This is a genomic window from Pseudomonas sp. WPR_5_2 (assembly GCF_003634475.1).
GTDB lineage: Bacteria > Pseudomonadota > Gammaproteobacteria > Pseudomonadales > Pseudomonadaceae > Aquipseudomonas > Aquipseudomonas izuensis.
Genome location: NZ_RBLA01000003.1, coordinates 339,041 through 361,578 on the forward strand (window position 1 = coordinate 339,041; position 22,538 = coordinate 361,578).

Genomic DNA, 22,538 nt, shown 5'->3' on the forward strand with positions numbered 1-22,538 from the left:
CCGCATCCTGTGGGAGCGGGCTTGCCCGCGATGACGGTGTGTCAGTCGACATCAATATCGAATGTGCTGGCCCTATCGCGGGCAAGCCCGCTCCCACAGGTTCCGTGGTATCAGTGCTTTTTGAGGCACTGCCCGGAGCGGGCCTGGCAGAGGGCAAACAACCAGCGACGCAAACGGCTTTTCAGTTCCATACCAGCAACTCCGCAGGGGTCGGGTTGTAGGCGTTGCATGGGTTGTTCAGCTGCGGGCAGTTGGAGATCAGCACAATCACGTCCATCTCGGCGCGCAGGTCGACGTACTTGCCCGGCGCGGAAATCCCGTCTTCAAAGGTCAGGCCGCCGTCGGCGGTGACCGGCACGTTCATGAAGAAGTTGATGTTCGGGCCGATGTCGCCCTTGCCCAGTCGCCCATCGTGCACACACGCGCGCAGGTAGTTGTCGCGGCAGCTGTGCATGTAGCGTTTTTCCAGGGCGTAGCGCACGGTGTTGCTCTCTTGCGCGCAGGCGCCGCCGAGGGTGTCGTGGCGGCCGCAGGTGTCGCCGACGATGGTCAGCATCGGTTTGCCGAGGTTGGAAAACAGCACGCTGCCGGTGCTCAGGTAGACGCTGTTCTGCCGGCGCAAGGTGCGTTGCACGTCGTAGCGTTCCTTCGGATTGGCGAGGCTGTAGAACAAAGTATCGACCGCCTGGTTGCCTTCCAGGTCGAGGATGCGCAGGGTCTGGCCGGCCTTGACCTCCATCAGCCAGGGTTCGCCGGCCGGGATGGTGGCGCGGTAGATCGCGGCTTCGGGTTGCTTGGCAGCGGTAGCGAGTGCGAGTGACATGGCAGCGATCCTCAGGCGAACAGACGGTCAGTGTTGATGAAACCGCGCTCGTTTTCCGGGCGCGAAGTGCGGCAGTGTTCGGCGACGCTGGCGTCGGCGTTCATCCAGCTGAGCTTCAAGGGCTTGGGCGCGTATTCCGGTGCCGGGTCCATCGGATGTTGCAGCGCTGTGAGCACCACCAGCGTGTCCATCGGCGCGTACAACTCGATGTAGTCGCCAGGCTTCGAGTTGCCCTCGACGAAATGAAAGTGCCCGGCGTCATCGACGTTCACGCGGCTGAACAGGTTGAGTGTCATCAGCAAATCCGACAGGCCCAAACCCCACTTGCCCAGTTCCACCAGCAGGTTGTCGGTGCCGTTGCGGAAGAAGCCGTTGCGCAGTTCCTGGTAGCGGCCGGCGCCGTACTTTTGCGCGACTTCTTCAGCGCAGAGCACACCGCCGAGGCTGTCGCTCCAGCCGCAGGTGTCAGCGGTGATTGCTGCCAGCACCCGTCCCATGTCCGAGTACAGGCAATGGCCCGTGGTGAGCTTGGCGGTGTGCTGGCATTTGAGGCTGTCAGGCAGGTTCAGGCGTTCGGTTTTTTCATTGGCGTTGAGCAGCGTCAGGCTGACGTTGGCGCCGCCACGAATGTCCGTCAGCCGCAGCAATTGGCCGCGCTTCAACACGAACGAACGATGGCCACCACCGGGGAGCATTTCTTCGGCGAAGGGCAGAAAGAGTTGGGTCGAGTCAGTCATTTTCAGATTCCTCTAAGCGATACGAAGCGTGCCTGCCGTGGGTGCCGGCAAGGCGTCGACGGCAGCGCGTTCAATGCGGCGGTCGCTGTTCAAAGGGATGTCGTAGGTAATGCGCGCGCCATAGGCGCCGGGGGCGTGTGGGTCGAGGCGGACCTTGTCGAACACCAGCAAGCGGGTGCCCAGGCTGAAGCCTTCGGACAAGTCATGGGTGACCATGAACACCGTCAGTTGCGTCTCGCGCCACAGCTCCAGGAGCAGGGCGTGCATGTCCTTGCGGATGCCCGGATCGAGGGCGCCGAAGGGTTCGTCGAGCAGCAGCACCCGCGGCTTCATGATCAGCGCCTGGGCGATGGCCAGCCGTTGCTGCATGCCGCCGGAAAGCTGCGCCGGGTACTTGTCCAGCGAATGGCCGAGGCCGACCTTGTGCAGCAGCACCGAGGCCTGTTCGCGGGCATCCTTTTTCGCGCTGCCGAACAACCGGCCCAGTAGCGGTGAACGCGGCAGTTCAAGACCGAGGGCGACGTTGTCCAGCACACTCAGGTGCGGGAACACCGAATAGCGTTGGAACACCACGCCACGGCTCGCATCCGGTTCGCCGGCCAGGGGTTGACCATCGAGCAGAATCTCGCCGCGACTGGCTTTTTCCTGACCGAGCAACAACCGCAGGAAGGTCGATTTTCCACAACCGGAGGCGCCCACCAGTGTGCAGAATTCGCCTTCGTTGACGCTCAGGTTCAGGCCTTCGAGCACGACCTGATCGGCGTATTGCTGCCAGACGTTTTTCACGGTGATGAAGCTCATGCCCGTGCTCCTTCATAACTCATTTAGAGGCACCCTGGTGCCAGGGGAATGCACGAAGAGTCAGGCGTTTCAGACCCCAATCCATCAGCCAGGCGAGCAGGGTGATCCACACCACGTAGGGCAAAATCACATCCATCGCCAGGTAACGGCGCACCAGGAAAATCCGGTAGCCAAGGCCGTCGGTGGACGCGATGGCTTCAGCAGCGATCAGGAACAGCCATGCCGAGCCGAGCATCAGCCGCAACGAGATCAACAGCCGCGGCAGCAATTGCGGCAGTACTACCCGCAGCATCAAGGTCCAGGTCGAAGCGCCGAGGGTCTGGGCCTTGATCAGCAACTCCACGGGAATCTCCCGGGCGCGCTGCTCCAGATCGCGCGCCAGGGCCGGGGTGATACCGATCACGATCAGCATCACTTTCGACAACTCACCGAGGCCGAAGACGATGAACAGGATCGGCAAAATCGCCAACGGCGGCACCATCGACAACACCGTCAATAACGGCGATAACGGCGCACCGAACAACGGCAAGGTGCCTGCCGCCATGCCCAGGCACAGCCCGGTCAATGCACCGATGCCCAGGCCAATGGCCAGCCGGCGCAGGCTGGAAGCGGTGTCCTGCCAAAGCACGTATTCACCGGTGCGACTGTCGGCGACGAAGGCCAGGCGTTTCACCGCGTCGGTCATCTGCACGGCGCTGGGCAACAGCTTGTCGTTGGGGTTGTCCGCCAGCCGCTCGGCCGAGCCCATGAAGTAGGCGAACAGCACCAGGGCGAACGGCAGGATCACCAGCAACAGGCGACTCGGACGATCCGGGTGGCGATTGATCAGGCGCATGGCCAAGTCCTCTTCTTACAGCTTGGCGTCGGCGGCCATCTGCACGTAGCTGGGGTCGAAGCGCAGCTTGAGATTGCCCTTGTCGCCGCTGGTCACGCCGTTGGCGAAGGCCATGCCGACCGCGCTGGTGTCCTTGGCGCCTTCCCCGAGCAAGCCATGCTGGAAGGAGAACTCAGCGACCCGGCGCATGGTGTCCGGCAGTTGCTTGCTGGTGCTGAATGCCAGGGCTTCCTTTGGCGTGGCGAACAGCTTGGTGGTGTCCAGTTGCGCCTGGAAACCGGCCAGGTCGGTACCCGACGCCTTGGCCATGTGTTCCAGCGCGGCTTTGCTGACTGCGTTTTTCGCATTCATCAACTCCACCACCTCGAACCAGGCACCGGTCAGCGCCTTGCCGAGGGCCGGGTTGTCTTTGAGGGTCTGGGAGTTGACCACCATCATGTCCATGATTTCGCCGGGGATCTGGCTGGAGTTGAAGACTTCGGTCACCGCAGGCTTGGCCTTGATGTCCGAAAGCATCGGATTCCAGGTGGTCACGGCGTTGACCTGATCGGTGTTGAAGGCGGCTGAAATATCGGCGTCGGAGGTGTTGACCACTTTCAGGTCTTTCTCGGTGAGGTCCACCGAATCCAGGGCCCGGGCCAGCAGGTAGTGGGAGACGGACAGCTCCACCAGATTGACATCCATGCCCTTGAGGTCGGCGACTTTCTTGCCTTCGCCCTTGAGCACAATGCCGTCGTTACCGTTGGAGAAATCGCTGACGATCAGTGCGGTGCTGTCCACGCCACCGGCCGCCGGAATGGTCAGCGCATCCATGTTGGTCATGGTGCAGCCGTCGAACTGGCCGGCGGTGTACTGGTTGATGGATTCAACGTAATCGTTGAGTTGCACCACATCGATCTTGATGCCGTACTTCTTCGCCCATTTATCGACGATGCCCTGGCTGCCGGCATATTCCCAGGGCATCCAGCCGGCATAGATGGTCCAGCAGACGCTGAAGTGGTCTTTTTGCGCGGCGTGGGAAGAGAGGCTCACAAGGGCTGCGAATGCAGCGGCGAACAGGGTGGGTAAACGAAGCTGGGACATGGTGGTTCTCCAGTTGATCAAGGGCGGGCAGAAGGCAATGCGGCACCGCGAACGGTGGCTTGTCTCCCGGGCTTTTGTCCCGCCGTGTAACCTCAACTGGAGGTCGCCGACTCTCGGACCAGTCACTCGCGATTGCGAGCCGGAACCCTAGTCAGCCATTGCAAATTGTGGTGCCGCGAACCTGTGATGACTCCTGCACGGTTTTGCTATAGCGAGAGCCGTGCCAAGTCGGCCGGAAGGCTCTGGCTCGGGGGGATTGCGCGATGGAAGCCATGGCAGGCGAGTCTGTACTGCCTTGTGATGGTGCGCGGGCGCACCGCAATGGGACGTGTCGGCCACTGATCTGAAGGCGCGTCTCGCGGTGCACTTGGTGAGGGATTTCGAGTCAAAACAGGTGTCAGCCGGCCTGTTCCGGCTGCGGGTCTTTCAGGAGGCCGCCATGTTTCGACGACTGTTGCTCGGTGCTGTGCTGGGTCTTGGGTTGGCCGGTTGTTACTACTACTCCGGAGGCTACGACGTTGCCTATCCCGCCCCTTATTACTACCCCGGTTATTACCCTTATTCCTACTATTACGGACCGCGTTATTACCACGGCCCACGCTTTTACGGTGGCTATCGCTATTACTACTGGGGCGGGCATGCGCCAGGTTATTACGGCGGTAGATATCGCGGGGGAGGCCACTAATCAGCGCGTGAATGGATGAAAAACCTTTCATCGGCGAGATGTTTCAACTTGTTACGAGGACGCACCAGATTCCGAAATTGATGTCAGATGTTACGACAGTTAGCGAATCATTGACTGTCGCCCGCCAGCGTCGCTGGTGTGGCTCACTCGCGGTCCAGGAGGCCGCCATGCTCTGTCGAAAGAAACTCCGCCGAATTCTACTGACTGCCGTGTTGGGATTGTCCCTGGGTGGTTGCGTGCCTTATTACGATGAGGGAAGCAGTTACTACAGTTCCGATGTCTACACCTCGCCAGCGCCGACCTATTACTCCGGCGGCGGGGCTTACTATTCAAACGATGGTTACTACACACCCCCTCGCAGGTATTACGCACCGCCTGCCAGGTATTACCAGCCAACACCCAGGTACTACTACCAGCCACGGGTTTATCAACCGACCCCGCGCTATTACCAGCCGGCCCCGCGTTACTATCAATCACGGCCAGATTATCGGGCGTATCAGAATCATGGTTGGGACGGCCGCAACCGTGGCAACTGGGACAACGATCATCGTGGCGGACACAACGACAATCATGATCGTCGAGGCGACCGCAATGGGCACGGCGACCGCGATGGCCGGGGCAACCACCGTTAATCCAATCCAAAAGCCATTTTTGTGGGAGCGAGCGTGCTCGCGAAGGCGGCGTGTCAGACTGCACTAATGGTGTCTGACACTCCCTCTTCGCGAGCAGGCTCGCTCCCACAGTTGTTTTTAGTATTCCGATAGATCGGCCAGTGGATGCCTGCCTTCCCAAACCTTTTTGAAATGCGCTTCCACCACCGCATCCGGCACAGTATTGACATCCGGCCAGTGCCAGTGCGGTTTCTGATCCTTGTCGATCAGCCGCGCACGCACCCCTTCGCTGAATTCCGGATGACGACAGCAATTGAGGCTCAGGGTGTATTCCATCTGGAAAACTTGCGCCAGCGACATGTGCCGGGCGCGGATGATCTGTTCCCACACCAGATGAGCGGTCAGCGGCGAGCCTTCGCTCATGGTCCGCGCGGCGCGGCTGAGCAGCAGGTCGTTGTGATCGCGCAGCGCGCTGACGGCCTTCCAGGCACACCGAACGTCACTGACATCCAGCAGTTCATCGATTTGCCGGCGTCGCGGCAGCCACTGGGCTTCGGGCATCCGGTCGACGGCTTCCTGCTCAAGGGCCTTGAGCAGGCTGTTGAGCTGCATCGGCGTCTGTTCCTGCCAATTGAGTTGCAACAAGCCTTCGATCAGCGCTTCCTGCTGCTCATCGAGCAGAAAGCGGTCGGCCAGGTCCAGATCGATCGCATCGCGACCATTCATGTGGGCGCCTGTCAGGCCGAGGAACAAACCGAGCTTGCCCGGCAGGCGCGACAAGAACCAACTGGCGCCGACATCCGGATACAGGCCGATACTGATCTCAGGCATGGCCAGCCGACTGCTGGGCGTGACAATGCGAGTGCTCGCCCCCTGCAGCAGGCCCATGCCGCCGCCGAGCACGTAACCATGCCCCCAGCAGATCAATGGTTTGGGGTAGGTGTGCAGGCTGAAATCCAGGCGATATTCCGAGTTGAAGAAGTGCGCAGCCTGAGGCGGCACTTCGCCCGGATGGGCGCGACACGCCTCTACCAGACTGCGCACTTCGCCGCCGGCGCAAAAGGCCTTGGCGCCATTGCCGCGCAATAGTACGCAGACGATTTGCGGCTCCTTGGCCCAGGCGTCAAATCGATCGCGCAGGGCATTGATCATCGATAAGGACAGGGCATTAAGCGATTTTTCGGCGTCGAGGGTGGCAATGCCGATGCGGGCGCCGTCGGTGCCGGTGAGTTCTTCGAAGTGCAGATTCATCGTGACCTCGATCGGGAATTTGAGGGTTAAGTATGATCGCTGTGTGGGAAAGTGCCGGATCTGCGTCAGATCAATTGACAAGCGTGATCGGCCTTCTTAGGGTTCGCCCCATTGTTTTTGCCGGATATGACCATGACTGCTGACGACCGTATCAAACTCGAACCGAGCTGGAAGGAAGCACTGCGTGCCGAATTCGACCAGCCCTACATGGCAGAGTTGCGAAACTTCCTGCAACAGGAACGGGCGGCCGGCAAGGAAATCTATCCACCGGGCCCGATGATCTTCAACGCGCTCAATTCCACGCCATTGAACAAGGTCAAGGTCGTCATCCTCGGTCAGGATCCGTATCACGGCCCAGGGCAAGCCCATGGCTTGTGCTTCTCGGTGCAACCGGGCGTGCCGGCACCGCCGTCGCTGGTGAACATCTATAAAGAGCTCAAACGCGACCTGAACATCGACATTCCCAACCACGGTTACCTGCAAAGCTGGGCCGAGCAGGGCGTGCTGATGCTCAATACCACCATGACCGTCGAGCGCGCCAACGCCAATGCGCACAAGGACAAGGGCTGGCAGTTTTTTACCGATCGAATCATTGAAGTGGTCAGCCAGCAGCAACCGCACCTGGTGTTCATGCTGTGGGGCGCCCATGCCCAGAGCAAGCAGAAGCTGATCGATGCCACCAAGCATTTGGTGTTGACCTCGGTGCATCCGTCACCGCTGTCGGCCTATCGCGGCTTCCTCGGTTGCGGGCACTTCAGCCGGACCAACAAGTTCCTGGAGCAGAATGGCGAGACGCCAATCGAGTGGCGGTTGCCGAACCTCTGAAAAAGCTTCGCGAGCAGGCTCGCTCCCACATTGGATTTTCGGTGTTCACAAAATCCATGTGGGAGCGAGCCTGCTCGCGAAGGGGACGACTCGGTCTATCAGGTTGACTCAGGTTGCCGGTTCCAATACCTGAACAGCGGCTCCGCCAGAAACAATACAAACAACAGCCGCATCACCTGCATCGCCGTCACCAGCGGCACCGACAGTTGCAGGGTCTCTGCCGTCAGGCTCATTTCCGCAATGCCGCCGGGCATCATGCCCAGGGTCAGCGAGCGCAGATCCAGCCGGGTCAGCGCACTCAAACCCAATGCCGCTGCCGTCGCAATCAACATGGTCAATACCGTGCCGATCAATGTCCGGCCCATAAATGACGGTGCGCGTCGGAAAAACTGCCGGTTGAAGTGACAGCCCAGGCCGCTGCCGATCAGCCATTGACCGATCTGGCTGCCACCGTTGGGCAAGCCGATGTGCAGGTCCCAACCGATGCTGACCGCTGCACTCACCAGCAACGGCCCGAACAGCCACGGGTTGGGTTGACGCAGGCGTTGCCAGATCCAGGCCACCAGCGCGCCGGTGGGAAACAGGATCGCCAGCCAGCGCCAATCGATGCTGCCGGCATGGGAAATCGGCGTACCGTCGCCCAGCAGGTATTTGAACGCCGCCGGCACACACAGCACCACCACCAGCACCCGCAGGCTCTGGCCCGCGGCCACCCGGCTAAGCACCGCGCCGTTGCGAGCACCGAGGTTGACCATCTCCCCGGAACCGCCCGGCATGCTGGAAAAGAACGCCGTAGCGCGGTCTTCGCCGGTGCGGCGCATCAGCCAGACGCCGACCACGGCGGACAGGCTGGTGACCAACGCACCGAAGAAGATCAGACCGAAATGACTCAGCACCTGCTCCATCACCAGCGGGGTGAAGTGCAGGCCAATGCCGATGCCGACGATCCACTGACCGCACTTGCGCCCGCCAGGGATTTCCGCCAATTGCCAAGGTGTCAGGCAGCGCACCAGGATGATCGCCAGCAACGAGCCGACCATCCAAGGCAGCGGCCAGCCGACCTGGCTGGCGAGGTAACCGCCCAGCAGGCCGACCAGTGGTGTACCCCACCACGCTTTGAACGGTGTTCGGTCAGACATCGGCGATAACGCGCCGTGCAACCGAACGTTTGCGCCAGATGCGCACGATCGGCACCAGCAACATGACCACGATCAACCCCCAGACACCGACGGTAATCCCGCTCGACCAGAGAATGTCCAGCGAACCGTTGGAAATCGACAAGGCCCGACGCAGGTTCTGCTCCATCAAACCGCCGAGGATGAAGCCCAGCAACACCGGCGACAACGGGAAGTCGAGCTTGCGCAGGATGTAGCCGAAGATGCCGATGCCGATCATCAGGAACAGATCGAAGGTGGTGGCATGCACCGCATACACGCCGATGGCGGTGATGATCGCGATCATCGGCACCAGCGCCCAGTTCGGCACGGCGAGGATTTTGGTGAAGATGCGGATCATCGGGATATTGAGGATCACCAGCATGATGTTGGCGATGAACAACGACGCGATCAGGCCCCAGACAATGTCCGGTTGTTGTTGAAACAGCAGCGGGCCCGGAGTGATGTTGTACAGCGACAGCGCGCCGATCATCACCGCCGTGGTGCCCGAACCCGGAACGCCGAGGGTCAGCATCGGCACCAGCGCACCGCAGGCTTCGGCACCGATGGCGGTTTCCGGGGCCGCCAGGCCACGTTTGTCGCCCTGGCCGAACTTGCCGTTCGGACCGGCGATGCGTTTTTCGGTCATGTAGGCCACGGCGCTGGCCAGCGTCGCGCCGGCACCCGGCAGCACGCCCATGATGAAGCCAAGCACACCGCAACGCATGTTCACCCAGAACACCGAAGCGGCTTCCTTGAAGTTGAACAGCATCCGCCCGGTGGCCTGGAAGGCTTCCTGGCCACGGTGGGTTTTTTCCAGCAGCAACAGGATTTCGCTGATGGAGAACAGGCCCAGCACCAGCACCACGAATTGAATGCCGTCGGTGAGGTGGATGTTGTCACCGGTGAAGCGGTATACGCCGCTGTTGGCGTCAATGCCGACGGTCGACAGGAACAACCCGATCAACGCCGCGATAAACGTCTTGAGCGGTCGATCACCCGCCATGCCGCCAAGGCAGACAATCGCAAACACCATCAGCACGAAGTATTCCGCCGGGCCGAAGGCAATTGCCCATTTCGCCAACATCGGTGCGAACACCACCATCCCGCAGGTCGCAATGAAGGCGCCGATGAACGAACTCCACGCCGACAGCGACAACGCTACGCCAGCCAGTCCCTGACGGGCCATCGGGTAGCCGTCGAGGGTGGTCATCACGGTGGAGGCCTCGCCCGGGATGTTCAGCAGGATCGAGCTGATCCGGCCGCCGTATTCGCAACCCAGGTACACCGCGGCCAGCAGGATCAGCGCCGACTCCGGCGGCAGGCCCAGGGCGAAGGCGATCGGTATCAGTAATGCCACGCCATTGATCGGTCCCAACCCCGGCAGCAGGCCGACGACGGTACCGATCAGCGTGCCGCTGAGTGCGGTGACCAGGTTGTAAGGGGTCAGTGCGACGCCGAAGCCGTGACTCAAATAACCAAGCGTATCCATATCAGTTCTCCAGAACGTCGAGCAGGCCCAGAGGCAGTGGCACGTCCATGACTTTGTCGAACAGCAGGTACAGGCCGACGCTCATCAGGCTGATGATCACTGCGCCCGGCAGCCAGCGCCCGCCGTACAGGCGAGCCATGGGAATGCCAATCAGCATGCTGCTGAGGATGAAGCCCAGCGGTTCGAACAGCCCGGCGAAGACCAGCAGCAACAGCACGCAAACACCGATCTTGTTCAGGGTTTCGCGATCCATCGGCGGATCGTCTTCGGTGTGTTTGATCGGCGAGGGGCGGTACACCATGTACACCAGCGCCAGGCCCATCAGCCCCAGCATCAACAGGGGGAAGGCTCGCGGGCCAATCGGTTCGTAGGAAAAAGGTGCCTGGTAGGGCCAGGCCATCGCCACCAGACTGAGGCAGGCCAGCAACAGCACCGAAGCAAAAATGCGTTGTAAGAGCATGAGGAACTCCTGTGCTGCGACCCCGCCGAGCGGAGTCGCAGCCGCTAGACAGAGACGATCACTGGATCAGGCCGAACTCTTTGGCCAGCACTTTGTAGTCCGCGACCTGCTTCTTCACGTAAGTGTCCAGCTCCGGACCGGTCATGGCGAACGGGAACAGTTCACGCTGGTCGCGCAACTTGGCGAAGTCCTCGGAGGCCAGCAGTTTGTCGAAGGCAGCTTTCCACCAGGCGTAGTCTTCGTCGCTGACTTTTGGCCCCAGGTAGAAACCGCGCACCACCGGCCAGACGATGTCGTAGCCTTGCTCGCGGGCCGTCGGGATGTTTTTCATTTCCGGCTCGTCCAGACGCTTGTCGGAGAACACCGCCAGCAGGCGCATGTCGCCGCTGAGGATGTGCGGCATGGAGTCGGAGATGTCGGTGCTGCCGACCTGGATGTGGCCGCCGAGCAGGGCGGTGGCGATTTCACCGCCGCCTTCAAGGGCAACGTAGCGCAGGTCGCGAGGGTTGATCCCGGCGGCCTTGGCGATCAGCGCGGTTTGCATCCAGTCCTGGCTGCCAACGGTGCCGCCGGAACCGATCACCACTTTGCTCGGATCTTTCTTCAGCGCCTGTACCAGATCGTCGAGGGTCTTGTAGGGCGAATCGCTCTTAACCGCGATGGCGCCGTAGCTGGTGCCGACAGCCGCGAGCCAGCGCACGTTGCTTTCATCGAAGCGACCGAACTTGCCTTGTGCCAGGTTCAACAGCGAGCCGCTGGACCAGGCCACCAGGGTGCCGGCATCCGCCGGACGCTGGGCGACCACCGCGTTGTAAGCCACCGCGCCGACACCGCCGGGCATGTAGGTCACGCGCATCGGTTTGGTCAGCAGTTTTTCGTTGATCAGCGCGCTTTGCGCCAGTTTGCAGGTCAGGTCGAAACCACCGCCGGGGGAGGCCGGGGCGATGCATTCCGGGCGCTTGGGTTCGGCGAGCGCTTGGCCGGTGAACAGCAGGACGCTGGCGGCGAGGGCAATTTTACGCATTGACAGGTTCATTCAAGTCTCCTTGGGAGTTGTTGTTATGGACGTACTGAATTACCAAAGGGCAACGCTATAGCTCACCAGCAGACGCACTTCATCGGCATCGCGAGCGGAGTAGTTGGAACGGTAGGTGGCATTACGCAGGCGCACGGCGACATCCTTGAGCGCGCCGCTTTGTACTACATATTTGATCTCGCTGTTGCGTTCCCATTCCTTGCCTTCGTCACCGTTCTTGAGCTTGATGTTGTCACCGCTCACGTAACGGCTCATGAAGCTCAGACCTGGGACGCCGAGGGTGACGAAGTCGAAGTCATAACGCGCTTGCCAGGAACGCTCTTCGGCGCCGGCAAAGTCGTTGATCTGCACGAAGTTCACCAGGTACGGGTCGCTGCCATCCACATAGGGGAACGCGCTGTCGCCGGACATGTGTTGGTAGCCCGCGCTGAACTTGTGCCCGCTCAAGGCGTAACTCACCAGACCATTGAGGGACTTGTTGTCGATCTTGCCGCCACGGGCCTCGCCCTGGTCATCACTGATGGCAAACCGCAGGTCGCTGGCAAAGGTGCCGGGGCCGAACGGCTGCGAAGCAACCAGCCCGAGAAAGTGCTGGTTGTAGACTTCATCGAGTTGCGCGAAGTGGTAGCTGCCGGTGATTTTGTCGGTGAACTTGTAGTCCACACCGCCGAAGTCGAAGTGCTCGCCGGCTACCGTTCCGGCGAAGCGGCTGTTCTTGTTGTTGAGGGCTACGTCCTCGAAGTCGGTGCTGTCGCGATCCTTGGCCTTGTCCAGGCGCCCGCCGGTGAAGGTCAGGTTTTTGATTTCCTTGGAGGTCAGCATGCCGCCTTCAAAGGTCTGCGGCAGGATGCGGCCATCGTTGGGCTTGAGGATCGGCAGTTCCGGGATCAGGCTGCCGACTTTCAGCTCGGTGGCGGAGATTTTCACTTTGCCGGTCAGGCCGAGCTTGGAATATTCGTCAGCCGCGCGCCCGTCGCTATGGGTTGGCAGCAGCCCGGTACCGGTGCGGTCAGGGCTTGAATCGAGCTTGACCCCCATCATGCCCAGTGCATCGACACCGAACCCCACGGTGCCGTCGGTGTAGCCTGATTTCAGATTGAGCATGAACCCCTGGGCCCACTCGTCACGCTTGGATTGCTGGGCACTGGTACCGTCGCGAAAATCGCGGTTGAAGTACATGTTGCGGGTTTCGAAAGTGGCTGAGCTGTCTTCGAAGAATGCGGCTTGGCTCAACGGTGAGAAACCGGCAAGGGCGGCAGCGCTGGCAAGCGCAGTGTGGCTGAAACGGGAGAGGCGGGTAGGCGCGATAGCCTGGGTCTGCAGGGACTGCATGGATGACTTACTCCGTTTATTGTTCTTATTTGTCGAAAACGCTTCGAGGCGTTTTTCGTATCGCTGTGTGGCGGCAGCGACGGCAGTCGTAACTGTCCGTGTCAGGACTTTAACGGGCTAACCTTTCGCTAGGCTTTCAGCTGGTTTTCACGGTTTTCGGGCTTCACAGCGGCGGTTGCGGCTGTAAACTCCGCGCCAAAGAATGGCGTCGACCATCCCTGAATGAGGTAAAGATCCATGCGTGTCCTGCTCGTCGAAGACCATCTGCAGCTCGCCGAGAGCGTCGCCCAGGCGCTAAAGAGCACCGGGCTGACAGTGGATGTGCTGCATGACGGTGTGGCGGCCGACCTGGCGCTGGGCAGCGAGGAATACGCCATGGCGATCCTCGATGTCGGCCTGCCGCGCATGGATGGCTTCGAAGTTCTCGCGCGTCTGCGGGCAAGGGGCAAGAACCTGCCGGTGTTGATGCTGACCGCGCGCAGCGATGTCAAGGATCGGGTCCACGGCTTGAACCTTGGCGCCGACGACTACCTGGCCAAACCGTTCGAACTCACCGAACTCGAAGCCCGGGTCAAAGCCTTGTTGCGCCGCAGTGTGCTGGGCGGCGAACGCATTCAGCGTTGCGGTGTGCTGGCCTATGATCTGGAAACCCGGCGTTTCACCCTCGGCGAAGAATTGCTGACCCTGACCTCCCGCGAGCAGGCCGTGCTCGAGGCCCTGATCGCCCGTCCCGGCCGCGTGATGAGCAAGGAGCAACTGGCCTCCCAGGTCTTCGGTCTCGACGAAGAGGCGAGCCCCGACGCCATCGAAATCTACGTGCACCGCTTGCGCAAGAAACTCGACGGTCACCCCGTGGCCATCGTGACCTTCCGTGGCCTCGGCTACTTGCTGGAAAGCCGCGATGCATAAGCCCAGTAGCCTGCGCTGGCGGTTGTTGTGGAACCTGGCGCTGCTGCTGGTGGTGCTGATGCTGGCCAGTGGCTTGAGCGCCTACTGGAACGGCCGCGAAGCCGCCGACACCGCCTATGACCGCACCTTGCTGGCCTCGGCGCGGACCATTGCGGCGGGCGTCGCCCAGCGTGACGGAACGCTCAGTGCCGACGTGCCTTACGTGGCGCTGGATACCTTCGCCTACGACAGTGCCGGGCGGATTTTTTATCTGGTGAACGACATTCACCAGAACCTGATTTCCGGTTACGAAAACCTCCCCGCGCCACCTCCCGGCACACCCCGCACCGATGACTACCCCGCGCTGGCGCGTTTTTACAACGCGACCTATCGAGGTCAGAACGTGCGGGTGGTCAGCCTGCTCAAGCCTGTCAGCGAACCGAACATGAACGGCATGGCGGAAATTCGTGTCGCGGAAACCGATGAGGCGCGGGTCAGCATGGCGCGCAGCCTGGCAGCGGATACGCTTCTGCGCCTGGGGATGCTGGCGGTGGGGGCGCTGCTGTTGGTGTGGTTTGCCGTCAGCGCAGCGCTGCGTCCGCTGGAGCGCTTGCGCACGGCGGTGGAAGAGCGCCAGCCAGATGATTTGCGGCCATTGCCGTTGGTGGAAGTGCAGCACGAGCTATGGCCACTGGTGCGGGCGCTGAATCACTTTACCGAACGCTTGCGCGAGCAATTCGAGCGTCAGGCGCAGTTCATCGCCGATGCGGCCCACGAGTTGCGTACACCTCTGGCAGCCCTCAAGGCGCGACTTGAACTGGGTTTGCGGGCAAACGAAACCGAAACCTGGCGCAGCACCCTGGAAACCGCCGCCCAGAGCACCGATCGATTGACTCACCTGGCCAATCAGTTGCTTTCCCTTGCGCGGGTCGAAAATGGCGCCCGGGCGATTGCCGAGGGCGGCGCGCAGTTGCTGGATTTGAGTCAACTGGCGCGTGAGCTGGGCATGGCCATGGCGCCGCTGGCCCATAAGCGCGGCGTGGCACTGGCCCTGGAAGCGGACGAGCCGATATGGATGCGGGGTGAGCCGACCTTGTTGAACGAACTGTTGAGCAATCTGGTGGATAACGCGCTGGCCCATACGCCACCGGGTGGCAACGTTATCCTGCGGGTCTCGGCGCCGGCAGTGCTGGAGGTCGAGGACGATGGGCCGGGCATTCCCCTGGATGAGCGTGATCGGGTATTCGAGCGCTTTTACCGTCGCAACCCGCACGTGGCCGGATCAGGCCTGGGATTGGCGATTGTCGGCGAGATTTGCCGCGCGCACCTGGCCCAGATCAGCCTGCACGATGGCGAGCAGGCGGGGTTGAAAGTACGGGTGAGTTTTATTGCCGGGGAGTGATGGTGATCGTGTCGGCCCCTTCGCGAGCAGGCTCGCTCCCACATTCGATCTATGAAGTACCACAATCCCTGTGGGAGCGAGCCTGCACGCGAAGAGGGCGACGCGGTTTCGGATCAATAGAACATCGAGCGCGTTTCTTCCAGATCGGCGCACATCGCCTTGTTATCGGGATCGATCCCGAGCTTGACGAATGCCGGCACGCTGTAAGGGTCGATGCGCGAGTGCGGGTGGTCGGTGTCCTTGTGGCAATACAGGCTGGCCACTTGTACCAGGTCGACATAATCGATCTGTTCGGACTGTCGCTTGAAGTTCAGGTACAACCGGGGCACTTGCACCAGCATGTCCGGAAACTCCCAGACCCTGAGCAGCTTGTCGCCGAGCAACGGGTGAATATGGTCGATCACATGGTTGAGGCTGACCGGGTCGGACAATAGCTCATAGTGATCTTCGGCGTAGGTCAGGATCGGCAGCACGCCAATCTGATGCACCAACCCACCCAGGGCTGCCTGATCGGGCTTGAGCTGGGTATAGCTGCGGCACAACGCATAACTGACGCCGGCGATTTCCAGGCTCTTGCGCCAGACTTCGCGCATCTTCTGTTCCACTACATCGGAGCGGGCATGGAAAATCTGTTCCATGACCAGGCCGATGGCCAGGTTGCTGCTGTAGTTGATGCCCAGGCGCGTGATCGCCGTGTGCAAGTCGGTGACTTCCTGGGTGGCACGCAGCAACGGGCTATTGACCACTTTGATCAGGCGCGCCGACAGCGCGGCGTCGCGACCGATCACTTTGCTCAGGGTGCTGATACTGATTTCCGGGTCTTCAGCGGCCTTGCGAATCTGCAGGGCCACCTCCGGCAACGTTGGCAGAACCAGGTCATCGTTATCGATGGCCTCAACCAAATCCTTCTGGACCTTTTCCGCCAGCTCACTCATTTCGTTTCTCTAGGTGTTGCAAAAAAAGTACTGCGGTCAACGCTGGATCTCGCGGTCGCGGTCCAGTGGGTAAGGCAGGTCGAGCAACTTCAGGGCAGGGCCTTCGAGCGCGCCGACGTGGATATCGCCAGCCTCCGCTGCTTCGGCTTGCAATACCGCGAGCAGTTCAATGTTCTGCTCGGCGCGGGCAGCCAGCACCACTTCACCGATCGAGCTGGTATGACTCGGGGAAAACAGCGGGGTGCCGGGTTCAGGCAGATCGCCGGCTTCCAGTTGCACGCGATACAGGCGGCGCTTGAGTTTGCCCAGGTATTGCATGCGCGCGACGATTTCCTGGCCGGTGTAGCAGCCTTTTTTGAAACTCACGCCACCGACGGCTTGCAGATTGAGCATCTGCGGAATGAACAGTTCGCGGGTGCCCGGCATCACCTGGCCGATCCCGGCCCGGACCTGACCCAGCAGCCAACGGTTCAGGTCGCCTTCGGCCAGCAGGGCGGACAGCTTGCCCTTGATGGCATCGGCTTGATCGGCGGCAACCCACAGTTCGGCGCGTTCAGCAGAAACACGAACAGCGATCAAACCGTCATGGCGCACGACACTATCGGTTTCTGCCGGCAGCTCAAGGCCAAGGCTTTTGAGTGCAGCATCGCCATGGTCGATGCCGAAGCGGACCCAGGCAACGCTTTCATCGGTCAGCTTGGACTTGGAGAACACCGCGTACTTTTTCAGGTCCGCCAGTTGCGGTTCCAACAGCTCGCGGGCCATGGCCAGGAGCACGCCGTCACCTTCGAGCAGGATGCGGAAACTCGATTGCATCCGCCCCTTCTGCGTGCAGCGCGCGCCCAGGCTGGCCTGGGTGTCGCTCAGATAATTGAGGTTGCAGGTCAATTGGCCTTGCAGGAACTTGCCGGCGTCCGCACCGCGGACCGCCAGAACACCTTCATGAGACAGCGTGCAGAAAAAAGCAGAATCGGCCATGGGTCATCGCAAGGTAAAGAGTCTGGCGGACATAATAAGGGGGCGCCTCTGAAATGGGTAGTTCACAAAGGATCGTCGGTGACCGACCAAAGCCGACTGTTCGATAAGGCGCGGCGCTGTATACTTGCGGCCTATTTGAGGAGCGCTCCATGGTCGAAGATGTTGAACTGAATCGCCTCTACTGGCACAGCCGCCGCGGCATGCTTGAGCTTGACGTGTTGCTGGTGCCGTTTGTGAAAGAGGTCTATCCGCACCTCAACGACGTTGATCGCGCCTGCTACGTCAGGTTGCTCGAATGCGAGGATCAGGACATGTTCGGCTGGTTTATGGAACGCGCCGAATCGGAAGATCCGGAGCTTCAGCGCATGGTTCGCATGATCCTGGATCGTGTCCAGCCCAAGTAATGCGTTCGAGTGCCGCTGGCATGCCTCACGGCAGTTGCTGGCGGCCTATCTTCTGGCCCAGCTGTCTGTACTGGGTTCGTTATTCCTTCTCTCCATCCCGCTTTGGGCCGGCCTTTTCGGCGCCTTGTGCTGCCTATTGCATGGCGTTTGGGCGTTGCCGCGTCAGATTCTGCTGAGTCACCCGCAGGCTTTCCGCGGCTTGCGTCGCAATGCCGAGGGCTGGCAGTTATGGAATCAGGCTGAGGGATGGCAAGCGGTGCAGCTGCGGCCCGACAGCCTGGCGCTGCCATTGATCGTCGTGTTGCGTTTTCGTTTGCGCGGTGAGCGGCGAGTCAGGGCCATTTGTGTGCCCCGGGATTCGCAGGCGGCGGATTCGCACCGACGCCTGCGGGTCCGGCTCAAGTTCAGTCGGCGTAGGTGGGCGGTACCAGAATAGTGTCCAGGGCGACCGGCAACATGTCCGGATAGTCGAGCGTGTAATGCAGGCCGCGACTCTCCTTGCGCTCCATGGCTGACAGGATCATCAACTCGGCCACCTGGGCCAGGTTACGCAATTCGATCAAATCCCGGCTGACCTTGTAGTTACTGTAGAACTCGTCGATTTCGTCGAGCAACAGGCGCACTCGATGCTGGGCACGTTGCAGGCGCTTGTTGGTACGTACAATGCCGACGTAGTCCCACATGAAACGCCGCAGTTCATCCCAGTTGTGCGCAATGATCACGTCTTCATCGGAGTCGGTCACCTGGCTCGCGTCCCAGGCGGGCAGGGCGACTGGCGCCGAAACCAGCGGGAGCTGCTCCATGATGTCCGCCGCTGCGGAGCGGGCGTAGACAAAACACTCCAGCAACGAGTTACTGGCCATGCGATTGGCGCCATGCAGCCCGGTGAAGCTGGTTTCGCCAATGGCGTACAGCCCCGGCACATCCGTGCGACCTTGCTGGTCGACCATGACGCCGCCGCAGGTGTAGTGCGCCGCCGGTACCACCGGAATCGGTTGCTTGGTGATATCGATGGAGAACTCGAGACAGCGTTCGTACATCGTCGGGAAGTGCGTCTTGATGAACTCTTCGGACTTGTGGCTGATGTCCAGATAGACGCAGTCGATGCCCAGACGCTTCATTTCATGGTCGATCGCCCGGGCGACGATGTCCCGCGGGGCCAGTTCGGCCCGTGGATCGAAGCGTTGCATGAAGCGTTCGCCATTGGGCAGTTTCAGGTGCGCACCTTCGCCGCGCAGGGCCTCGGTGATCAGGAAACTCTTGGCTTGTGGGTGATACAGGCAGGTGGGGTGAAACTGGTTGAATTCCAGGTTCGCCACCCTGCACCCCGAACGCCAGGCCATGGCGATACCGTCACCGCAGGCGCCATCGGGGTTGCTGGTGTAGAGGTAGACCTTGGCTGCGCCGCCGGAGGCCAGGATCACGAAACGGGCGCCGTAGGTTTCGACTTCGCCGGTGCCGCGATTGAGTACATAGGCTCCCAGACAGCGATCACCTTTAAGGCCGAGGCGTTTTTCCGTGATCAGGTCGATAGCCACCCGTTGTTCCAGCAACTCGATGTTCGGCCGTTGGCTGGCCTGGGTCAGCAGTGTTTTGAAAATTGCCGCGCCGGTGGCATCGGCAGCATGAATGATGCGTCGATGACTGTGGCCGCCTTCTCGGGTCAGGTGAAATTCGAACCCGCCGTCTTCTGTACTGGAGTGCTCGTCACGGGTAAAGGGGACGCCCTGGTCGATCAGCCACTGAATGGCCTCTTTGCTGTGCTCGACGGTAAAGCGCACGGCGTCTTCGTGGCACAGGCCGCCGCCGGCATTGAGGGTGTCGTCGACGTGGGATTCGACAGTGTCGGAATCATCCAGTACGGCAGCGACGCCGCCCTGGGCCCAGAAGGTCGAGCCGTTGGCGAGGTCGCCTTTGCTCAGTACAGCGATGCGAAAATGACCGGGCAAGGTCAGCGCAAGGCTCAAGCCGGCAGCACCGCTGCCAATTACCAGAACATCGTGTTGAAACTGTTGGCTCATTTCAGGATTCCGCTCAAAGCGACCCGGGTCGGGGTGGCGCTGGACATCTGGACATGCAAGGTCAGGCTACCGCACAGCCCACTAGTATATAGAGGGGGGGAGCGGCACAATAGCCGAGCCCATATGGCATTGTGAAACTACTGTGACGGAAAACACCTGACGCTTCGTCGGATGATTTTTTGGCCGAATCGGCGACAAGAGGACTGTATCGTGGATTTAACGATATTTTTCCCTTCACGGTTGCACAATGTCGGTGTCGCGCAGCTATAAATATTTGGAACTTTTGCCAAAGGCCCAAGATCAATAGACGGTTGCCTGATTAAAGGGACAGTGTCGGTTTCAGCGCAGGATCAGCAGTTGGATCCTGGTCGTGAATCCGATGACAAGATTATTCGCGCAGCCGGGGTATCTCGTGCTGCGCTTTTCGTGCGTGCCGAATCAGAGCCCGCAGGAAACTTGCCTGGAGGGGGAGAACTTTTGCGAAAAGCCCGAGTCTATGTTTGCAAGTCCGGTCGTTTAGTTATGCAAGCCTCCTCCGAGCTTATCGAGGAGTGTTCATGCTAACCCAGGAAGAGGATCAGCAACTGGTCGAACGCGTTCAGCGCGGCGACAAGCGTGCTTTCGATCTGCTAGTGCTGAAATACCAGCACAAAATTCTCGGGTTGATCGTGCGTTTCGTGCACGACACCCATGAAGCCCAGGATGTGGCGCAGGAAGCCTTTATCAAGGCGTACCGGGCGCTTGGAAATTTTCGCGGAGACAGCGCGTTTTATACGTGGCTTTACCGCATCGCCATCAACACGGCGAAAAACTATCTGGTTTCACGCGGCCGTCGGCCGCCGGATAGCGATGTCAGTTCCGAGGATGCAGAGTTCTACGATGGCGATCATGGCCTCAAGGATCTCGAGTCGCCAGAACGGGCTTTGCTGCGGGATGAGATCGAAGGCACCGTCCATCGAACCATTCAGCAACTGCCGGAAGATTTGCGTACGGCTTTAACTTTACGTGAATTCGATGGTCTGAGTTACGAGGACATTGCGAGTGTCATGCAATGTCCGGTGGGCACCGTGCGCTCCCGGATCTTCCGCGCCCGGGAGGCCATCGATAAAGCCCTGCAGCCGTTGTTGCAGGAAAACTAGTGACAGCGGCGACAGCCAAGAGAGGAACGCCATGAGTCGTGAAGCCCTGCAGGAATCGCTGTCCGCAGTGATGGATAACGAAGCGGACGAATTGGAACTGCGTCGGGTACTCAGTGCCTGCGACGATGTTGAAACCCGTGAAACCTGGGCTCGTTATCAGATCGCTCGGGCAGCGATGCACAAGGATCTGCTGCTGCCACGTCTGGATATTGCAGCGGCTGTTTCTGCAGCTCTGGCTGACGAAACCGTGCCGGCAAAAGCCACCCGTGGTCCATGGCGCAGCCTGGGTCGTCTGGCCGTAGCAGCTTCGGTCACGCTTGCCGTGTTGGCAGGTGTTCGTCTGTACAACCACGACGAGATCGCTGGAGTCGAACTGGCGCAGCAATCCAGCCAACAGAATCTGGCCGCTCCTCAAATAAAGGGCCCGGCTGTACTGGCAGGCTACAATGAGAGTTCGGAAGCCACTGGCCCTATGGTCAACGGCGTACTGCAGGGTCAGCCAGGCTCGCAGGATCAACGTTTGCCAGGCTACTTGCGCCAACATGCTCAACAGGCTGCACTGAAAGGTACTGAGAGCGCTCTGCCTTACGCTCGTGCAGCGAGCCTGGAAAACCGTTAAGGAGGATCATGCGCGCCATACCTCTACTTTCGCTTCTGCTGAGTGGCTGGTTAGTTGTTCCAGCCCACGCCGATGAAGCTCAGGACTGGCTGACCCGTCTTGGTCAGGCCGAGCAGCAGCAAAGCTTTCACGGTACCTTCGTCTACGAGCGTAACGGTAGTTTTTCTACCCATAACATCTGGCACCGCGTCCAGGATGGCAAAGTCCGCGAGCGGTTACTCCAGCTCGACGGCTCTGCGCAGGAAGTCGTGCGCATTGATGGGCATACTCAATGCGTCAGCGGCGCCCTGATAGCCGGGCTGGGGGATTCGCCAAACTCCGCTGCTCGTGCCCTCGATCCTCAAAAGCTCAAGAATTGGTATGACCTTGCTGTCATAGGCAAGTCGCGCGTGGCCGGGCGAGCGGCAGTGATTGTTTCACTGACGCCTCGCGATCAACACCGTTACGGGTTTGAACTGCATCTGGATAAAGAAACCGGACTGCCGCTCAAGTCGTTGCTGCTCGATGACAAGGGGCGATTACTGGAGCGATTCCAGTTCACGCAGCTTGATACCGTCAATGTTCCCTCCGATAGCGAATTGCAGCCTGGCGCCGATTGCAAAGCAGTCAATCTCGAAAGTGACAAGGCTTCCGCAGTCAAAGCAGCACAGGTCTGGCATTCAGACTGGTTACCACCTGGTTTCGAGCTGACAAGTAGCACGGCGCGCAAGGATCCGGAGACTAAAACCCAGGTCAGCAGCCTGCTGTTTGACGATGGCCTGGCGCGTTTTTCGGTGTTCCTGGAGCCATTGAATGGCGCAGCAGTTACCGATACCCGGACTCAGCTGGGGCCCACTGTAGCGGTTTCCCGCCGCTTGACCACACCCCAAGGCGAAATATTGGTGACAGTGGTCGGTGAGATCCCTGCAGGTACCGCTGAACGAATTGCGTTATCCATGCGTAATGATGCCGCTGCCAGCAAGCAGTGAGCTGAAGTCGAAATGTTTCGTGAGCATTTCAATTTGCAAATACCCTCAAAATTTTTTAT

Annotated in this window: 24 protein-coding genes and 1 riboswitch; of the genes, 10 read left to right on the forward strand and 14 right to left on the reverse strand. The window is 60.3% G+C overall.

From position 1 onward, the window contains the following. Positions 1-181: 181 nt before the first annotated feature. The 5 genes from BJ917_RS14135 to BJ917_RS14155 are packed head-to-tail and all read right to left on the reverse strand — an operon-like array spanning position 182 to position 4,279. Positions 182-823: an urea amidolyase associated protein UAAP2 gene (locus tag BJ917_RS14135; protein ID WP_121103664.1), complete on the reverse strand. Its 642-nt coding sequence runs from the start codon at positions 821-823 to the stop codon at positions 182-184. Between the two features lie 11 nt (positions 824-834). Continuing rightward, positions 835-1,560 (reverse strand): urea amidolyase associated protein UAAP1, encoded by a 726-nt coding sequence (locus BJ917_RS14140; protein WP_121103665.1) that lies wholly within the window; start codon positions 1,558-1,560, stop codon positions 835-837. Between the two features lie 12 nt (positions 1,561-1,572). Beyond that, complete coding sequence (locus BJ917_RS14145) at positions 1,573-2,361, reverse strand: ABC transporter ATP-binding protein (protein WP_096513016.1); 789 nt, start codon at positions 2,359-2,361, stop codon at positions 1,573-1,575. 19 nt (positions 2,362-2,380) lie between these two features. After that, positions 2,381-3,196 (reverse strand): ABC transporter permease, encoded by an 816-nt coding sequence (locus BJ917_RS14150; protein WP_121103666.1) that lies wholly within the window; start codon positions 3,194-3,196, stop codon positions 2,381-2,383. 15 nt (positions 3,197-3,211) lie between these two features. Beyond that, entirely contained in the window at positions 3,212-4,279 is a 1,068-nt protein-coding gene (locus BJ917_RS14155; RefSeq protein WP_121103667.1) for a putative urea ABC transporter substrate-binding protein, read from the reverse strand. A 61-nt stretch (positions 4,280-4,340) separates the two neighbouring features. Beyond that, a riboswitch (guanidine-I (ykkC/yxkD leader) is annotated at positions 4,341-4,441 on the reverse strand. Between the two features lie 277 nt (positions 4,442-4,718). Between BJ917_RS14155 and BJ917_RS14160 the strand changes: the two genes are divergently transcribed. Together BJ917_RS14160 and BJ917_RS14165 are read left to right on the forward strand one after the other, a co-directional pair. After that, entirely contained in the window at positions 4,719-4,964 is a 246-nt protein-coding gene (locus BJ917_RS14160; RefSeq protein WP_096515533.1) for a hypothetical protein, read from the forward strand. A gap of 167 nt (positions 4,965-5,131) precedes the next feature. Further along, complete coding sequence (locus BJ917_RS14165) at positions 5,132-5,596, forward strand: hypothetical protein (protein WP_096513013.1); 465 nt, start codon at positions 5,132-5,134, stop codon at positions 5,594-5,596. A 117-nt stretch (positions 5,597-5,713) separates the two neighbouring features. Here BJ917_RS14165 and BJ917_RS14170 read toward each other — a convergent pair whose 3' ends face one another. Beyond that, positions 5,714-6,826, reverse strand: coding sequence for an enoyl-CoA hydratase/isomerase family protein (locus BJ917_RS14170; RefSeq protein ID WP_096513012.1), 1,113 nt, complete (start codon positions 6,824-6,826; stop codon positions 5,714-5,716). Between the two features lie 132 nt (positions 6,827-6,958). Between BJ917_RS14170 and ung the strand changes: the two genes are divergently transcribed. Further along, positions 6,959-7,651 carry a uracil-DNA glycosylase gene (gene ung, locus BJ917_RS14175; protein ID WP_096513011.1) on the forward strand — a complete coding sequence of 231 codons (693 nt, stop codon included), beginning with the start codon at positions 6,959-6,961 and terminating at the stop codon, positions 7,649-7,651. A gap of 98 nt (positions 7,652-7,749) precedes the next feature. Here the strand turns inward: ung and BJ917_RS14180 are convergent, their stop codons facing one another. From BJ917_RS14180 to BJ917_RS14200, 5 genes are read right to left on the reverse strand one after another with little or no spacing between them, the layout of a single operon-like run. Next, complete coding sequence (locus BJ917_RS14180) at positions 7,750-8,790, reverse strand: AbrB family transcriptional regulator (protein ID WP_121103668.1); 1,041 nt, start codon at positions 8,788-8,790, stop codon at positions 7,750-7,752. After that, positions 8,783-10,297 (reverse strand): tripartite tricarboxylate transporter permease, encoded by a 1,515-nt coding sequence (locus BJ917_RS14185; protein ID WP_008059450.1) that lies wholly within the window; start codon positions 10,295-10,297, stop codon positions 8,783-8,785. The genes BJ917_RS14180 and BJ917_RS14185 overlap by 8 nt, the downstream gene beginning before the upstream one ends. A gap of 1 nt (position 10,298) precedes the next feature. Further along, a complete protein-coding gene (locus BJ917_RS14190) occupies positions 10,299-10,757 on the reverse strand; it encodes a tripartite tricarboxylate transporter TctB family protein (protein WP_121103669.1) in 459 nt (152 codons plus the stop codon). A gap of 58 nt (positions 10,758-10,815) precedes the next feature. Then, positions 10,816-11,793 carry a tripartite tricarboxylate transporter substrate binding protein gene (locus tag BJ917_RS14195; protein ID WP_096513008.1) on the reverse strand — a complete coding sequence of 326 codons (978 nt, stop codon included), beginning with the start codon at positions 11,791-11,793 and terminating at the stop codon, positions 10,816-10,818. A 39-nt stretch (positions 11,794-11,832) separates the two neighbouring features. After that, positions 11,833-13,125 carry an OprD family porin gene (locus BJ917_RS14200; RefSeq protein WP_096513007.1) on the reverse strand — a complete coding sequence of 431 codons (1,293 nt, stop codon included), beginning with the start codon at positions 13,123-13,125 and terminating at the stop codon, positions 11,833-11,835. Positions 13,126-13,362: 237 nt separating this feature from the next. Between BJ917_RS14200 and BJ917_RS14205 the strand changes: the two genes are divergently transcribed. Together BJ917_RS14205 and BJ917_RS14210 are read left to right on the forward strand one after the other, a co-directional pair. Next, positions 13,363-14,034: a response regulator gene (locus BJ917_RS14205; RefSeq protein WP_096513006.1), complete on the forward strand. Its 672-nt coding sequence runs from the start codon at positions 13,363-13,365 to the stop codon at positions 14,032-14,034. After that, positions 14,027-15,415, forward strand: coding sequence for a sensor histidine kinase (locus BJ917_RS14210; RefSeq protein WP_121103670.1), 1,389 nt, complete (start codon positions 14,027-14,029; stop codon positions 15,413-15,415). The genes BJ917_RS14205 and BJ917_RS14210 overlap by 8 nt, the downstream gene beginning before the upstream one ends. A gap of 113 nt (positions 15,416-15,528) precedes the next feature. On the opposite strand, the gene BJ917_RS14215 is transcribed toward BJ917_RS14210, so the two are convergent. Together BJ917_RS14215 and BJ917_RS14220 are read right to left on the reverse strand one after the other, a co-directional pair. After that, positions 15,529-16,350 carry an HDOD domain-containing protein gene (locus BJ917_RS14215; RefSeq protein ID WP_096513004.1) on the reverse strand — a complete coding sequence of 274 codons (822 nt, stop codon included), beginning with the start codon at positions 16,348-16,350 and terminating at the stop codon, positions 15,529-15,531. A 36-nt stretch (positions 16,351-16,386) separates the two neighbouring features. After that, on the reverse strand, positions 16,387-17,328 hold the full coding sequence (locus BJ917_RS14220) for a folate-binding protein YgfZ (protein WP_096513003.1): 942 nt from the start codon (positions 17,326-17,328) through the stop codon (positions 16,387-16,389). Positions 17,329-17,477: 149 nt separating this feature from the next. On the opposite strand from BJ917_RS14220, the gene BJ917_RS14225 reads away from it, so the two are divergent. Then, positions 17,478-17,732, forward strand: a complete 255-nt coding sequence (locus BJ917_RS14225) for a succinate dehydrogenase assembly factor 2 (protein WP_020797795.1) — start codon at positions 17,478-17,480, stop codon at positions 17,730-17,732. Then, positions 17,716-18,168, forward strand: coding sequence for a protein YgfX (locus BJ917_RS14230; RefSeq protein WP_121103671.1), 453 nt, complete (start codon positions 17,716-17,718; stop codon positions 18,166-18,168). Before BJ917_RS14225 ends, BJ917_RS14230 begins: the two co-directional genes overlap by 17 nt. On the opposite strand, the gene nadB is transcribed toward BJ917_RS14230, so the two are convergent. Beyond that, positions 18,137-19,753 (reverse strand): L-aspartate oxidase, encoded by a 1,617-nt coding sequence (nadB, locus tag BJ917_RS14235; protein WP_121103672.1) that lies wholly within the window; start codon positions 19,751-19,753, stop codon positions 18,137-18,139. The two genes, BJ917_RS14230 and nadB, sit on opposite strands and share 32 nt — an antisense overlap. A gap of 557 nt (positions 19,754-20,310) precedes the next feature. On the opposite strand from nadB, the gene rpoE reads away from it, so the two are divergent. The 3 genes from rpoE to BJ917_RS14250 are packed head-to-tail and all read left to right on the forward strand — an operon-like array spanning position 20,311 to position 22,479. Next, complete coding sequence (rpoE, locus tag BJ917_RS14240) at positions 20,311-20,892, forward strand: RNA polymerase sigma factor RpoE (RefSeq protein ID WP_003172477.1); 582 nt, start codon at positions 20,311-20,313, stop codon at positions 20,890-20,892. Between the two features lie 31 nt (positions 20,893-20,923). Next, complete coding sequence (locus BJ917_RS14245) at positions 20,924-21,511, forward strand: sigma-E factor negative regulatory protein (protein ID WP_096513000.1); 588 nt, start codon at positions 20,924-20,926, stop codon at positions 21,509-21,511. A gap of 8 nt (positions 21,512-21,519) precedes the next feature. Continuing rightward, on the forward strand, positions 21,520-22,479 hold the full coding sequence (locus BJ917_RS14250; protein WP_121103673.1) for a MucB/RseB C-terminal domain-containing protein: 960 nt from the start codon (positions 21,520-21,522) through the stop codon (positions 22,477-22,479). The last annotated feature ends 59 nt before the right edge of the window (positions 22,480-22,538 follow it).